Source organism: Alkalibacterium psychrotolerans, assembly GCF_054784355.1.
This window is the reverse complement of record NZ_BAAGPH010000011.1, coordinates 17921-33285: the sequence shown is the minus strand read 5'-3', so window position 1 is coordinate 33285 and position 15365 is coordinate 17921. Positions and strand designations below refer to the sequence as shown.

Annotated in this window: 13 protein-coding genes; 12 read left to right on the top strand and 1 reads right to left on the bottom strand. The window is 43.1% G+C overall.

Going from position 1 to position 15365, the window contains the following annotated elements:
• Positions 1–68 precede the first annotated feature (68 nt).
• Complete coding sequence (locus ACYVLS_RS01970) at positions 69–302, bottom strand: Gfo/Idh/MocA family oxidoreductase (RefSeq protein WP_460320651.1); 234 nt, start codon at positions 300–302, stop codon at positions 69–71.
• 195 nt (positions 303–497) lie between these two features.
• On the opposite strand from ACYVLS_RS01970, the gene ACYVLS_RS01965 reads away from it, so the two are divergent.
• From ACYVLS_RS01965 to gatA, 12 genes are all read left to right on the top strand, one after another.
• Positions 498–1097 (top strand): glycoside hydrolase family 73 protein, encoded by a 600-nt coding sequence (locus ACYVLS_RS01965; protein ID WP_460320647.1) that lies wholly within the window; start codon positions 498–500, stop codon positions 1095–1097.
• A 25-nt stretch (positions 1098–1122) separates the two neighbouring features.
• A complete protein-coding gene (locus ACYVLS_RS01960; protein WP_460320644.1) occupies positions 1123–1812 on the top strand; it encodes a beta/alpha barrel domain-containing protein in 690 nt (229 codons plus the stop codon).
• Positions 1813–1834: 22 nt separating this feature from the next.
• Entirely contained in the window at positions 1835–3922 is a 2088-nt protein-coding gene (gene pbp4 / locus ACYVLS_RS01955) for a penicillin-binding protein PBP4(5) (protein ID WP_460320641.1), read from the top strand.
• Between the two features lie 94 nt (positions 3923–4016).
• Complete coding sequence (locus tag ACYVLS_RS01950; protein WP_460320639.1) at positions 4017–5363, top strand: hemolysin family protein; 1347 nt, start codon at positions 4017–4019, stop codon at positions 5361–5363.
• A gap of 108 nt (positions 5364–5471) precedes the next feature.
• The gene (locus tag ACYVLS_RS01945) at positions 5472–6029 is read left to right on the top strand and encodes a DUF2179 domain-containing protein (RefSeq protein WP_460320700.1); all 558 of its coding nucleotides are present in this window, start codon (positions 5472–5474) and stop codon (positions 6027–6029) included.
• An 18-nt stretch (positions 6030–6047) separates the two neighbouring features.
• On the top strand, positions 6048–7166 hold the full coding sequence (locus ACYVLS_RS01940) for an ATP-grasp domain-containing protein (protein WP_460320636.1): 1119 nt from the start codon (positions 6048–6050) through the stop codon (positions 7164–7166).
• A gap of 10 nt (positions 7167–7176) precedes the next feature.
• Positions 7177–7824: a GntR family transcriptional regulator gene (locus tag ACYVLS_RS01935; RefSeq protein WP_460320633.1), complete on the top strand. Its 648-nt coding sequence runs from the start codon at positions 7177–7179 to the stop codon at positions 7822–7824.
• A gap of 208 nt (positions 7825–8032) precedes the next feature.
• Positions 8033–10276: a DNA helicase PcrA gene (gene pcrA, locus ACYVLS_RS01930; RefSeq protein WP_460320630.1), complete on the top strand. Its 2244-nt coding sequence runs from the start codon at positions 8033–8035 to the stop codon at positions 10274–10276.
• A 32-nt stretch (positions 10277–10308) separates the two neighbouring features.
• On the top strand, positions 10309–12327 hold the full coding sequence (gene ligA / locus ACYVLS_RS01925; protein ID WP_460320628.1) for an NAD-dependent DNA ligase LigA: 2019 nt from the start codon (positions 10309–10311) through the stop codon (positions 12325–12327).
• Between the two features lie 22 nt (positions 12328–12349).
• Complete coding sequence (locus ACYVLS_RS01920) at positions 12350–13552, top strand: CamS family sex pheromone protein (RefSeq protein WP_460320626.1); 1203 nt, start codon at positions 12350–12352, stop codon at positions 13550–13552.
• Between the two features lie 38 nt (positions 13553–13590).
• Positions 13591–13896, top strand: a complete 306-nt coding sequence (gene gatC, locus ACYVLS_RS01915; protein ID WP_460320624.1) for an Asp-tRNA(Asn)/Glu-tRNA(Gln) amidotransferase subunit GatC — start codon at positions 13591–13593, stop codon at positions 13894–13896.
• Positions 13896–15362 carry an Asp-tRNA(Asn)/Glu-tRNA(Gln) amidotransferase subunit GatA gene (gene gatA, locus ACYVLS_RS01910; protein WP_460320622.1) on the top strand — a complete coding sequence of 489 codons (1467 nt, stop codon included), beginning with the start codon at positions 13896–13898 and terminating at the stop codon, positions 15360–15362. The genes gatC and gatA overlap by 1 nt, the downstream gene beginning before the upstream one ends.
• Positions 15363–15365: the final 3 nt, after the last annotated feature.

Here is a 15365-nt window from a genome sequence, read left to right as displayed (position 1 = left end):
GGGTTTAAACTAGTCAGTTTTATGCAAACGACATGCTTTTTGGCTTTCAATGCCGTTAGAATAGTATGTTATAGAATGCTATCTGGCACTGCGATAAAGACACTATGGATTTCTGGATCATAAGCAAGCTCTTCGTGACTGCCATAAGCTTTCTTTAAAGCGTATTTTTCTGAAAAGTCAAAAGCCTTTTGCAGTGTTCTAGAGGAAACAGCTGTTAACTCAGCAGACTCTGGAGCAACTGACTCTGCAAACTGCCGGGCCAGATTATCTGTCCCCATAATGCCCCATTTTACTTTATCCAATAAGGAATCCCACTTTCTGTGAACAATTTGTTTTATTATAACAAAAAAGATCCACTACGAGAGAGAATCTTACAGTCACGTCTATCACGATTTGCTGTACTTATGGTAAAATGAGAAGAAAGTAATCTGTCCTGGTGAGATATCAGGCAGTTGAATAATGAAAGATGTAACGAGGTCACTCATAACAAAGGAGGAATGACTTTGTCTAAAAGAAAGAAGAAGACGAACGGTCTTTCCTTGCTTAAAAGAAGTACGATAGTAATACTTGCGTTTATAGCAACGCTACTACTTTTGGCGCATTCAGTAGAGCAGGAAAGAATTGAACAAGAGTCAGAATTTAATGACCGGCAGTCCTTTATAGATGCCGTGGCCAGCTATGCTGTTCCGCTTCAGGAAACGCACGGCATTAAACCCAGCATTGCCATTGCTCAGGCTATTGTAGAATCAAACTGGGGGAAAAGTGGTTTGTCTGTCAGAGAGCATAATTATTTCGGCATCAAGGGATCTGCTTCAGAGCCTGCCTATGCCACGCTTGAATATGACGAAGAGTGGATTGAAATCAGAGCCTCTTTTAGAACCTATTCTTCAATGGAAGAATCAGTGAGAGATTATGCCAATCTTCTTGCTGGGGGGACACAGTGGAATCCGGATTTGTATCAGCCCGTTCTAGAAGCAGACGACTACAAGGAAGCGGCCCACGCGCTTAAATCGGCGGGTTACGCAACGGATCCCACTTATCCTGAAAAGCTGATTGAAATAGTGGAGTTATACAGCTTATATGAGTACGATAATTAACTTGAAAGAATAGAGGTTTTTTAAAATGGATAAAAAAAGATACCCGCATGTGCGGACGCATTTGTTTCAAAATTACGTAGCAGTGCCGGAAGTCATTAGGAAGTCAAGCGGAATACTAATCAATGGAAAACGATTTAAGGCTCTGCTATTTACTACTGATATTGCACTGATAATGAATAATGATGCTGATGCCATTATGGCAGTCTATCCATTTACCCCACATCCGGCAATTATACGAGCCATTACATCTGTCTCAACTATTTCCATTATGGCTGGAATTGCTGGTGGGACGACTCAAGGTATCCGTTCAGCAAATATGGCTCTCTTCGCAGAATCCCATGGCTGTAAAGCCGTCGTCATCAACGCACCGACGCCAACGGAAACGATTAAACGGATTAATGAAGTAATCGATATTCCTATTATCATGACAGTTGTCTCAGAATACACAGATATTGAAGAAAAAATTAATGCCGGAGTCGATATCATAAATATTTCCGGAGCCGGAAAGACCAGTAAAATTGTCCGTCAGATGAGAGAAAAATACCCGGACCTTCCTATCATTGCAACCGGTGGACCGACCGACGAAAGCATTCTGGAAACCATCGAAGCCGGAGCGAACGCCATCACCTATACCCCACCATCAAATGGAGAACTTTTCAGCAAGAAAATGATGGATTACCGAGAAAGAGAGAAAGATCGTTTTGAAGAAGAATAAGTTATAAAAGGGAGTTGCTGACTTGAAGAACAGAAGAAGTACGTCGTCTAACAAACAGTCTAAACGCTGGATCGGTTTTGCTGCTGGAGGGATTGTTTTAATTATTCTGGCAGTAGTCGGCTGGTTTTTCTACCGTGACTGGCGAGAAGAACAGCAGGCTATCCAAAGGCAGGAAGCAGTGGAAGACCGAGTCGAAGACTACCTATCTGCTCTGACCGATAACCGATATGAAGAGTTTACTGCGCACCTCAGTGATGAGTCGATGTCTCAGTACGGGTACACACCGGAAGAATTAGCCAGTCGCTATGAAACTGTATTTCAAGGGATAGGGGCCAGTCAGTTCACAGTAGATGAGTATGCTATCACACTTGATGAAGAGACCGACGAATACAGTCTCCAGTACTCGCTTTCGATGGAAACAGTGCTGGGGCCGTTACCATCCCTTCAGTACGAAACAGTCATCAATGAAACGGAAGTAGAAGACGGAGAGAACGAGAAAACCATCGTCTGGTCTCCGTCGTTACTTCTTCCTGGAATGGAAGAAGGCGACAGTGTCAGATTATCGTTCTCTGAACCTGAAAGAGGCTCTATCTACGACCGGCACGGGAACATGCTGGCGGGTATGGGAGAAGCCTATCAGGCCGGTCTGTACCCAATCATGCTGGGTGAGGGAGAAGAAAGAGAAGAAAATCTGGATAGAATCAGTGAAGAATTCGATGTATCCATCAGTCACCTTGAAAACCTGCTGGGACAGGCATGGGTAACTGATGAAAGTCTGGTGCCTTTCAAGACAGTTGATGTTGGAAGTACACCAGAGGTCCAGGGGGTTATGTATCAGCAGACGACAGACCGTCTGTATCCGCTTGGAGAGGCTGCTGCCCACCTAGTCGGTTATGTCGGTGATGTCACTGCTGAAGACATTGAAAATAACCCAACACTGGCTTCCGGTCAAATAGTCGGAAAAACCGGGATGGAAGCAGTGTTTGATGAGCAGTTAAGAGGGCGCACGGGTGGACAGATTACCATCGTGGATGCTCAGGACGAACTTAAAGAGGTCGTTATAGAAAATGATGAAGAAGATGGCCAGTCGGTCAGACTGACAGTCGATAGTGACGTACAGCTTGATTTGTTTGAAGCTTTTGATGGTGAACCGGGGTCAGGAGCGGTGATGCATCCTGAAACAGGCGAAATGCTGGCTTTAGCCAGCTCACCTTCTTATGATCCACAGCTGTTCAGTAGAGGAATTACAGCAGAACAGTATGCAGCTTATAATGAAGATGAACTGACACCTTTTGTCAATCGTTACACAGCACGTTATGCACCCGGTTCAACTTTTAAAATCATTACGGCCAGCCTGCTGATGGAGCAGGATGATTTTGATCCAGAGTATGTTCATGAAATTGAAGGGCTGCAATGGTCTCCGGAAACGGAAGCTTTTGGCAACCATAGCATTACTCGAATTAATGATGCCGAGTCCAATGTGGATCTTTCAGCCGCTCTTGTTTATTCAGACAACATTTACTTTGCGAGGGAAGCGCTGGACATGGGGACGGAGACATTTGTAGAAGAACTGAACCGTTATCCGTTCGGGGAAGACTTACAAATGCCATTCTCGATGTCACCTGCGCAGTTTGCCAATGAGAATGCAATCGAAAGTGAAACTTTATTGGCAGATACAGCTTACGGACAAGGGCAAGTCTTAATGAGCAGTATTCACCAGCTGGTTTTTTATTCAACTGTTTTGAACTCAGGGCAACTAACTTACCCTACACTGCTTGAAGATGATACGACGATTCAAGAACCGATTATTTCAGCAGAATCAGCTGAACTTGTGAGAGATCTTCTGATTGAAACGGTCACACATCCTAACGGGACGGCAAGAGACTTATCAGATTTAAACTATTCTGTCGGTGCCAAGACAGGTACGGCCGAAGTAGCCGGTGAAGAAGGCAATGACACAAACGGGATGCTGTATGTATTTGATGCAGATGATCAGACGTACTCTTTCCTCGGTTTTCTTGAAGGCCAAAGAAGCGGAGACGTCATTGAAAAATTCAGTCCGTTTCTGAACGAGTTAAAACCCATGATAAGTGATTATGCGGTGCAATAGTTAAAGTAGGTAATGATAAGTATTGTAACCGTGATAACAGTATGATATAGTAACCATGCTTTTTATAGAATGGTAAGAAAAAAAGGAGACAGTTATGAACAGTGACCCTTGGAGTATTCAGCCCTTAATTGGGCAAATATTACTTATAGTCAGTTTAATAGTCATCCATGGTCTGCTGGCAGCAGCGGAATTGGCCATGGTATCAATAAATCCAAATAAAATGATGGAACGTTCGCTTGATGGCAACAAAAAAGCGAAAAAGGTCCTGAGCTTACTCGATAGAGCGGATGCATTTTTGACAACAATCCATGTTGGATTAATGCTTACAGCCCTAATCGCTAGTGTGCTTACGTATTCACTGGTCTCAGTTCTGACATCTGCCTACGAACTGACAGGTATTTTTGATAACAGTGTCATACTGCTTATTTCATCAATACTCATGACAGGGGTGTTTATCCTATTTGGGGATAAGCTGCCTAAGGCTATAGCAACTCAAAATCCTGATAATACAGCGATGGCACTGTCATCATTGGTGCATGCGCTAAAGGTCGTGGCCTTCCCTCTAGTCTGGTTTATGAACATTGCGCTTAGAGGACTGAAACGTATTATCCCTATGGAGTTTGAGACGAATGAAGAGTCAATTACAAGAGATGAGTTCCGTTCGTTTATTGAACACAGTCATCAGCACGAAGTTATCGATGTGGATGAGTTTTCAATGCTTAAAGGGGTACTTTCACTGGATAACAAGATTGCCCGTGAAGTAATGGTCCCCCGAACCGATGCATTTATGCTGGATTACGATGATCCCAACGAAGAGAATATTCAGGAGATGCTCGAAACCCCGCACTCACGTGTTCCTCTGTATTTTGAAGACAAAGACAATATACTGGGGATTGTCCATGTGAAGAACCTGCTTCAGGCTTCCAAACATCAACCCTTGTATTCGATAGATTTGAAAGAAATTTCAAATGAACCGCTATTTGTTCCAGAAACGATTTTTATTGATGATCTGATTTTTAAAATGAAACGAACACAGAATCAGATGGCGATTTTAAATGATGAATATGGTGGAGTCGTCGGCATTGTAACTTTAGAGGATTTACTTGAAGAAATCGTAGGCGAAATCGATGATGAGTACGACGAATCAAACAAACTGATTGAAGAAATTGACGAGATTCATTATAGTGTAGATGGAGCAACCCCGCTCGACAAGTTTAATGATTATTTTGAAACGTCCATCGATTCTGAAGATGTGGATACAATAGCCGGCTATTTCATTACAGAGTACGGGAGTATTCCATCCGAAATAGAGCGAGCCACAATTAAAGTAAATGGATTGCAGATGACTGTCGATAAGATGGATGGCTCGCGAATCAGTACACTTGTCATTTGTAAAGAAAGTACAGACGAAAATGAAAATGAAGAAAATGAAGAAGAGTAACGAAGGGGAAACCTGAACTCTACTAGCAGGCTGAGGCAGGTCGTTTGTCTCGGCCCTTCTTCATATTAAATAGAAGGTGTGAATAGATTAGTGGATTTAAATTGGGGAATGCTCATAGCGATTTTTTTAATCAATGTTGTGTATGTCACTTTAAGTACTATTAGACTTATGCTGACGATGAAAGGGTACCAAAGCGTTGCTCCTTTTGTCGCAATGGTTGAAGTAGCCATATATGTTGTTGGTTTAGGTCTCGTACTTGATAACCTGGACAATGCAGTCAATGTCATGGTGTATGCTGTAGGGTTTGGTGCGGGTATCTATGCAGGCATGAAAATTGAAGACAAGCTGGCATTGGGCCACATTCTGGTCACCACCATTGTTCCGGAAAATGGCTGGGAAGTAGCCGAAGAAATTAGAGGAGACGGGTACGGTGTTACCATTTCTCAAGCTTATGGTCGTGAAGGCAGCCGTTTTGTACTCGAGATTCTAACCCCAAGATCCAATGAGCGGTCGCTGTATAGATTGATACATGAAATCGAACCGAAAGCATTCGTAATCTCATATGAGCCTAAATATATAAATGGCGGTTTCTGGACTAAGCGTATGAAAACAAACAAAGCTCAAGTGAGAGATAACCCGAAAGATGATCCGTTTGAGGAAGAGTAAAAATTGGAGTGAAGTCATATGGCTAACTGGATAAGACCAGGCAGTACAATAGGGATAATTGGAGGAGGCAGTGTGTCTCGTCTGCTGACATTTTCAGCAAAGAAACTGGGATACCGTGTGGGTGTATTGGATTCCGACCCGAATTGTCTGGCTAAAAACATAGCAGATTGGCATATTCAAGCTGATTTGAACGACGAAGAGGGATTAATGAACCTGGCAATGAAGAGCGATGTGGTAATATATGAAACGGAAGCTGTTCAATATAATCACATCAGGGAAATTAGCCGGGCGGTTTCTGTGCCGCAAGGAGAGGAGCTGCTGAGTGTATCTCAGGATAGAATGCTTCAAAAGGCATTTCTTGAGTCGGTCCGCGTAAATATAGCGCCGTTTGCCACTATAGTAACTGTCGATGACATCGCGGAAGCGGTCAAAAGCATTGGTTTTCCCTGTGTACTTAAAACGAACAACACAGACGAGCGGTTCAAGCAGCACTATGTTCTGTATGGTGAAGAAGATATCAAAGGTGCAGAGTCCTTTCTAGCTCGCGGGACTTGTGTGCTGGAAGCCTGGATTATTTCAGATAAAGAACTATGCATCGGCATTGTTAAAGATGCCAACCATAAAGTTCAAGTTTATCCGGTTACTGAAATGAAGTATGAGCAGGATGTATTTTTCCAGTCTATTTCTCCGGCACGGGTCAACGAGACGATTACTGCTGAAATAGAACGAATTGGTAAAGTGATAGCTGAAAACATCGATTTTATCGGAGTGATGGCAGTGGAGGTGTTCTCGACAGAGAGTGGAGCACTTTATGTTAATGAAATTGTTGCTCACCCTCATAGAGCCAATCATTTTACGTTCAACCTTCCGAGCGCTTCACAATATAACGCACTTATTAAGCTGGTAACAGGCTGGCCATTCAAACTTGAGTTAAACATGCCGAAGTCTTTCGTCATGCGTCCAATCAGCCAGAAGAAGTTGAATCAGGCTTATACGCAGGCTCAGTTAAAAGAAGAATGGGATTTCACATTTTATGGAAATCAGGCCAGTGAATCAACAGAAGAAGTCGGTCATGTTACTGTAGCTACAGAAAATGTTAGAGAAACCCTAAATCAGTTAAATGACACGTTCAGTTAGAGGAAAATAGATGGAAAGAAAAAGAAAGTACGAAGATAAAGCATACGTTTATATAAAAAAGAATATTGAAAACGGTGAGTGGAAACCTGGAAGACAACTTAAGGAACTGGAAGTGGCAAAGCTTGTTGACAGCAGCCGCACACCAGTCCGGAAAGCCTTTGTCCGCTTGGAAAGTGACGGACTGGTTTCGATTGTTCCTCGAAAAGGTGTCTTTGTAGAGTCGACTGAACTGGGGCTTAAGGCTATTAAAGACAGGCTATATACGCTTGAAGCTCTTTTCCAACATATCCTCTTCACGCTGGAACAATCTGAGGCAGACATCAACGGTACAAATTTAGAGACGAGTCTGAGTGAAATGGATAAAAGTATTAAAGAGTCTTCTAATCAATTTGAAACGGGTGAGATTCATTTCTGGGAAGGTGTATTTTCTTATCATGAGAATAATTACCTTAATGAACTGGTTCTAAAAACCCTCAGAGAGCTCCAGCAGGTGGAACCCGGTATGGCAAAAATACTGACCGGCAGTCGTCAGACAAAATTCACTCATTATCAGCAGATAAAAACGAAAATCGAATCAGGCGATTTTGTTTATGCCAGAAGAGAAATTCGTATTTTATTGAACCAGCTGTTAATCAATGTGATTCAAGGTATCGACTGATATTCAACCCCCATCAACTGCTTGTCAGTTGATGGGGGTTTTTAACAGCACTGCCTCTTATTAAGCTTTTTACAAAAGCAGTCTAATTAGTCTGAAAAGACACGAACAGCAGGTGACTAAAGTCTGAATCATTGTCTGGAAATGTGGAAACAGAGCTTTATTTTCTGTATAATGAAACAATGTATGAAGAGATGAAAGGAAGGATAAAGTGGTACTGCGAGATGACATTTTAGCGGGTATGAACCCCAAACAGAAAGAGGCAGTTGCCTATACCGAAGGCCCCCTTCTGATAATGGCCGGTGCCGGATCAGGGAAGACACGAGTTTTGACTCACCGTATTTCCTATTTGATTCAAGAAAAAGGGGTTAGTCCGTGGAATATCCTGGCAATCACTTTTACCAATAAAGCTGCCTCGGAAATGAAGAGCAGAGTGGCAAGACTGATTGAAGAAGGCGGTCGAGACGTGTGGGTGTCCACATTTCACTCGATGTGTGTGCTTATCCTGAGGAGAGAAATAGACCGCATAGGGTACAGTTCATCTTTTACAATCGCTGACCCGTCAGAACAAGTCACGCTTATAAAAAAAATACTTAAACGATTAAATATTGATCCAAAAAAACATAACCCAAGAGCCATTCTTTCAGAAATCAGTAATGCGAAGAACAAGCTTCAGGACGCGCAAGAATTTCAGCAGGAAGCCCACGACTACTTTAGTAAAATCGTTGCGGACTGTTATGTAAATTATCAAAGAGAATTGAGACAATCTGAAACTGTTGATTTTGATGATCTGATTATGCTTACGGTTAGACTTTTTGAAGAACACGAAGACGTACTCAATTATTATCAGAGCAAGTTCCAGTATATTCACGTCGACGAGTATCAGGATACAAACCATGCACAGTATAAACTGGTTAACTTACTGGCTGCCAAGCTGCGAAATATCTGTGTAGTGGGAGATGCCGACCAGAGTATTTATGGCTGGCGCGGTGCGGATATGGAAAACATCATGAACTTTGAAAAAGACTATCCGGATGCTAAAGTTGTCTTCCTGGAACAGAATTACCGATCAACTCAGACTATTTTAAAAGCAGCCAATGCTGTTATTGCGAATAATGTAAATCGTAAAGACAAAAAATTATGGACTGACAATACAGACGGCGAACTGATTACGTATTACCGAGCCGGTAATGAGCATGAAGAAGCCCGTTTTGTGGTTCAGCAGCTGCAAAAAGAGATGGAGAAAGATTCTAAAAAGCAGTATGGTGACTTTGCGGTTCTGTACCGTACAAACGCCCAGTCACGGGTAATGGAAGAAACGCTGATCAAAACGAATATTCCTTACCGCATGGTCGGCGGTCATAAATTCTACGATCGCAAAGAAATTAAAGATGTACTGGCTTATCTGACTTTGCTTGCCAACCCGAAAGACAACCTCAGCTTCACACGTGTAGTCAATGAACCAAAAAGAGGTATTGGAACGAGCACGGTTGAAAAATTAGCTGCAGCTGCGGAAGAAATGGGCTGGAGTTTGTACGAAGCTGCGCTCAATGCCTCTAGTATTAATTTATCACCGCGGGCAGCTAAAAAAGTGGAAAGCTTTGCAATGATGATACAGGACTTTCGTAAAATGGCCGATTTTTTGAGTATTACAGAGCTGACAGAAGAAGTGCTGGATAAATCAGATTACTTGCCAACTTTGAGGAAAGAACGCACGCTTGAAGCAGAAACACGCGTTGAGAATATCGAAGAGTTTCTGACAGTAACCCAGCAATATGACAAAGAAGAACAGGAAGAAAAAGGATTGATTGATTTCCTGACGGACCTTTCTCTGATTTCCGATATCGATTCTCTGGAGGAGGAGCCGACGAGTGAACTGACACTGATGACACTCCATGCGGCAAAAGGGCTTGAATTCCCTGTTGTATTCTTGATTGGCATGGAAGAAGGATTATTTCCGCTATCTCGTGCAGAACTGGATGAAGACGAACTGGAAGAGGAAAGACGTCTGGCTTATGTGGGCATTACCCGGGCAGAAGAAAAACTTTTTTTAACAAATGCATCGAGCCGAACCATATATGGCCGAGTTCAGGCGAATCGAGCCTCCCGTTTTCTGGATGAAATTGATGAGGACGCAGTTGAAAGAGAAGAGTCCAACACATTAAAGCCTTTCTCCAGCGGTATGTATAAAGGGTTTGGAAGCAGTGCAAATGATCCCTTCTCTAAAACTGCTAAAAAGAAAGTTAAATCAAAGATATCTTCACATCCTACCGGAAACAGCGGGGCAGAAAAGCTGGAGTGGACAGTCGGAGAAAAAGCGAAACACAAAGTATGGGGAGTGGGAACAGTTGTCAAAGTCAGTGGTAGCGGAGATGATCTGCAGCTGGATATTGCCTTTCCCGGAACCGGAATCAAACCACTACTTGCAAGTTTTGCGCCAATTGAAAAAGTTTAGCGGAACATTAAAATAGGAAAGAAGGGGACTCTATGACAGAAAGCAATCTGTCTTTTGAACAGGCTAAAGAAAGGGTACAGGAACTTGTTGCCTTATTAGACCAGTACAGTCATGAGTATTACGTACTGGACAGTCCGACAGTACCCGATGAACACTACGATGAACTGTATAATGAACTGAAAACCATAGAAGAAAAGTATCCGCAGCTGATTCAAAATGATTCACCAACGCAGCGGGTAGGCGGAGCGCTACTGGAAGGGTTTGAAAAAGTTCCGCATGATTCGCCGATGCTTAGCCTGGATAATGCCTTTTCACAAGAGGACTTATCTGATTTTGACCGACGCATCTCTCAACTGGTCGATGGACCATACAGTTACCACTGTGAGCTCAAAATAGATGGACTCGCTGTGTCATTGAAGTATTCAGAAGGAAAGCTGGTTCAAGCAGTGACTAGAGGCGATGGAACAGTCGGTGAAAATGTTACGGCTAATGTGCGTACAATAAAGTCAGTGCCGCTGACTCTGAAAGAGGCGCTCACACTGGAAGCACGTGGTGAAATTTATATGCCCAAAGACTCCTTTCTGAAGATGAATGAACAGAGAGAAGAAAACGGGGAAGCGGTATTCGCCAATCCACGAAATGCGGCAGCAGGAACATTGAGAAATCTGGATCCTAAAATTACTGCGTCTAGAAACCTCAATGTGTTCTTATATGCTCTGGCAAATACAGAAAGTACTGAGGTTGAAACTCAGAGTGAAGCATTGAATCTTCTTGACAGAGTCGGTCTCAGAACGAATCCCGACCGTCAAGTGTTTGACACGATGGAAGAAGTCTGGTCTTATGTTGAAGAATATCAAAACAGACGGACGACTTTGCCGTATGAAATTGACGGTATTGTTATAAAAGTGAATGAACTGGCTAATCAGGAAGCTGCAGGGTATACAGTCAAGGCTCCCAAGTGGGCAATTGCCTATAAGTTTCCGGCAGAGGAAGCACGAACAGTTATCCGTTCCATTGAATGGACAGTTGGACGCACAGGTGTAGTTACACCTACAGCAATTATGGACCCTGTTCAGCTTGCAGGAACAACAGTACAGAGAGCGACCTTACACAATGTGGATCTTATGATAGAGAAAGACATCCGAATAGGAGATACGGCTATTGTCAGAAAAGCCGGTGATATTATACCGGAAGTAATTAGAGTCGATGCAGACGTGCGTAAAAACAGTGAACCTTACCAGTTTCCAGAACACTGTCCGGCTTGCGGAAGTGAGTTGATGCACCTGGATGAGGAGGTTGCTCTTCGCTGCTTAAATCCAAAGTGCAGCGCTCAGACTAAAGAACGCTTAAAACATTTCGTCTCACGTAATGCAATGAACATAGACGGAGTGGGGGAACGTATAGTCAGTGAGTTCTACGATAAAGAATTGGTTCAAGACGTAGCTGATTTATACTTCCTAGAGAAAGAAGCTCTGTTGAAGCTGGACAAGATTGCAGATAAATCTGCTGATAATTTGCTGAAGGCGGTTGAAGACTCCAAGGATAATTCACTTGAGCGATTGATATTCGGTTTGGGTATCCGTCATGTAGGATCCAAAGCTGCAAGATTACTGGCAGAAGAGTTTGAGACAATGGACAATTTAAAGAATGCGTCTGAAGAGGCAATTATAGCGATTGACGGTATTGGTGATAAAATAGCTGAAAGCATCTTTTCGTTCTTCAGACTTGAAGAAGTGACTGAGCTGCTGAACAAACTGGAACGTGCCGATATTTCCATGGTTTATAAAGGAAAGAAAAAAGAGGAACAAGCCAGTTCAGAAACGATGTTCAGTGGCAGAACGGTAGTGATAACAGGTAAGCTGGAACACTATACTCGAAATGAATTAAAAGAAATGTTAATGAATGCCGGAGCAAAAGTCACAGGCAGTGTGTCGAAGAATACAGACTACTTAATAGCCGGAAGTGATGCCGGAAGCAAGCTGACGAAAGCAGAAGAGTTGAATGTTCCTGTGATAAACGAAGCACGCGTAATAGAGGAGATAGAAAAATGATTAGAAACGAGAGTGGCAGCTAGTGAAGAAACAGACATTAATAGGCCTATTGGTTGCCAACGCACTAGTATTATCGGCTTGCGGAATGTTTCCGGAGCCTGTTGACCCAGATCAGCCGGAGGTAGAAAACCTGGACCAGGTTGAACAGCCGGGACAGGAAACCAACGGTGAAGAAGAAGCATCAACGGTTGAAGCCCAATTTGATTCAGGCTATTATCGTCCGGTAATAAACGAAGACGGCACATACTCCGTGAGTCAGTCTAGAGGGATAACCCGTGGATTGAACTCAAATATCAGTCTTGAGACTTTTGAGGGAGACTTGATGCGTCATTCGCAGCGATTTTTCCCAACGGAAGACCACTTTTTCCAGGAAGGTCAATTCATTCCGTCCAGCACAATAAATAGCTGGTTGAGCAGACAGGAACCTGAAGTGGAAGAATCAGATGAGGAAAATGAAGAAACAGCTGAGGAAACAGTGGACTTAGGACTGAATCCGGAAGAAAATGAATTCGATTCAGTACAGGATCGTAACCCAATCTACCTCAGTTCCGTGCTGGAACATAATTTCTATGTCCAGTCAGAAGACGGTCTGGAACTATCCGGTATCAGTATTGGTCTGGCTTTGAACTCTGTTGACTATTTCGGTCCTCAAGGAGAAAACGAACAAGTTATTGTTAGAGAAGAACTAATCGAACAGGGCCAGCGAATGGCAGACGAGATTCTGCCTCAACTGCGGGAAATGGACGGACTGGAAGAGGTGCCCATTATGATTGGCCTTTACGAGCATTCCCGCCGGGACAGTCTTGCACCCGGTACATTTATCGCTCAATCTGTCAGTGAAAACGGCAGTACGTCTGCTGGAAACTGGCAGGGGATTAACGAGCGACGTATTGTCTTTCCGCTTGAAGGTATGCAGAGTGCAGAAGGGAACAATTTTGCCAATTTCCGCTCAGAGATTGAGAATTTCTTTCCTAATGTGAGTGGTATTACTGGAATTGCTCATTACATTGAGGAACAGCTTGTGAATCTGGAAATCAGTATCGTGACTCAGTTTTATGGGAAAGGTGAAATCATTGCCTTCACTCAATACATCAATGAAACAGCCACATCATTTTTACCGGACACGGTACCGGTCGAAATAAAACTGGAATCTTTAAATGGGATGGAATCATTCCTATACAGAGAAGCTGACCAGGACAATTATGAAGTGTATATTTTCAACTAACCATTAAAACAACTGACAGATTAGAAGGGATGATGAACATGGCGATTAACGAAGAAACAGTTAAGGAAGTAGCTAAACTGGCAAAACTTGAAATCGAAGAAGAAGATATCCACTCGTTTACTAAAGAGATAGACTCCATTATTGAAATGGTTGAACAACTGGAAGGTCTGGATACAGAAGGCATTGAAGGAACCTATCACGGCCTGTCCAGTCATAATGTATGGCGAGAAGACAAAGCCGAAAAAGGTACAGATAAAGAGCTCTTATTCAAAAACGTTAAAACACGTAAGAATGGGTTCATTGAAGTGCCGGCAATGTTTGATAATGGAGGGAGCGAAGCCTAATGAATTTTTTGGATTATACTCTGGAAGAATTACATGAGAAACTAATAAACAAAGAAGTAACAGCTGTTGAACTGGCTGAAGCTTCCTTCAAGCGTATTGAAGAAACGGATGAAGAAGTCGGTGCCTTCTTGGCATTGAACAAGGAAAAAGCACTGGAAGCGGCAAGAGAAGTAGACGAAAAAGGCATAGATGAAAACAACATTTTAAGCGGGCTGCCTGTCGGAATTAAAGACAACATTATGACTAAAGATTTGACAACAACGGCTGCGTCCAAAATGCTGGAAGATTTCATTCCGGTTTATGACGCAACAGCAACGGAAAAATTGAATGAAGCGGGTATGATTACAGTGGGTAAACTGAACATGGACGAATTTGCCATGGGCGGTTCCACTGAGAACTCGGCCTTCAAGAAAACCCGCAACCCATGGGATTTGAATAAGGTTCCTGGAGGGTCTTCTGGAGGATCAGCTGCGGCAGTAGCGGCAGGTCAAGTACCTGTCTCACTAGGGTCAGATACTGGAGGGTCGGTTAGAGAACCGGCAGCTTTTACCGGCCTGGTCGGCATTAAACCGACTTACGGTCGCGTATCCCGTTACGGTCTGATTGCCTTTGGTTCAAGTTTGGATCAGATTGGACCGTTCACGCGTACAGTTAAGGATAATGCCTTAGTGCTGAACGCCATCAGCGGACATGATCCAAAAGATTCAACGTCTTATAAAGGAGAAACACCTGACTTTACAGAAGGCATTGATAAAGGCGTGAAAGGTCTGCGTATTGGTGTACCGAAAGAGTACTTCAATGAAGATGCCAAGGAAACAGGCGTCATTGAATCTGTTCGTGAAGCCATCAAGCTATACGAAAAAATGGGCGCTGAAATAGTGGAAGTCAGCCTGCCGCATTCCCGTTTTGGTATTCCGGCTTACTACATTATTGCATCTTCGGAGGCTTCAAGTAACTTGCAGCGATTTGACGGTATCCGTTACGGTTACCGATCAGAGAATGTCGAATCACTTGAAGATATCTATGTTAAATCCCGTTCAGAAGGATTCGGACTGGAAGTGAAGCGCCGTATCATGCTTGGAACATTCTCTTTAAGTTCAGGCTTCTATGATGCACACTTTAAAAAAGCTGCCCAGGCGCGTACGCTTATTCGAAAAGATTTTGATACAGTATTTGAAGAGGTTGATGTTCTTGTTGCACCGACAACGACAACGACTGCTTACGGAATCGGCGAAAAAATTGACGATCCACTTGCCATGTACATGTCAGACATTCTGACCGTTCCAGTTAACTTGGCGGGTGTGCCGTCCTTGTCTATCCCTTGTGGTTTCTCTAACAATATGCCAGTCGGTCTGCAGATAATCGGAAATCATTTTGAAGAACAGATGATTTACCGAGTGGCCCAGGCATTTGAGAAGGAAACAGATTTTTCTTCACAGAAACCGTCATTTAAAGGAGGGAAATAAGTC